This window comes from Streptomyces viridosporus (assembly GCF_002078235.1).
GTDB lineage: Bacteria > Actinomycetota > Actinomycetes > Streptomycetales > Streptomycetaceae > Streptomyces > Streptomyces viridosporus.
On record NZ_MSGP01000890.1, the window covers coordinates 1 to 428 of the forward strand.

General features: G+C 69.2%; 1 protein-coding gene. It reads left to right on the forward strand.

Translation table 11 applies throughout. From position 1 onward, the window contains the following. A partial coding sequence (gene nadE, locus B7L92_RS43390) for an NAD(+) synthase (protein WP_255311363.1) occupies window positions 1–428 on the forward strand: 428 nt, incomplete at both ends.

Below are 428 nucleotides of genomic sequence, written 5' to 3' on the forward strand. Positions count from 1 at the left end.
CGTACGTCGAGAAGAACGGCTTCGAGTCCGTGCTGATCGGGTTGTCCGGGGGCATCGACTCGGCGCTCGTCGCCGCGATCGCCTGCGACGCGGTGGGGGCGGAGAACGTGTACGGCGTGTCGATGCCGTCGAAGTACTCGTCCGGGCACTCGAGGGACGACGCGGCGGAGCTGGCGCGGCGGACCGGGCTGAACTACCGGACGGTGGCCATCGAGCCGATGTTCGACGCGTACATGGGGGCGCTGGGGCTGACGGGGCTCGCGGAGGAGAACCTGCAGTCCCGGCTGCGGGGGACGCTGCTGATGGCGCTCTCCAACCAGGAGGGGCACATCGTGCTGGCTCCGGGGAACAAGTCGGAGCTGGCCGTGGGGTATTCGACGCTCTACGGGGACTCCGTGGGGGCGTACGGGCCCATCAAGGACGTGTAC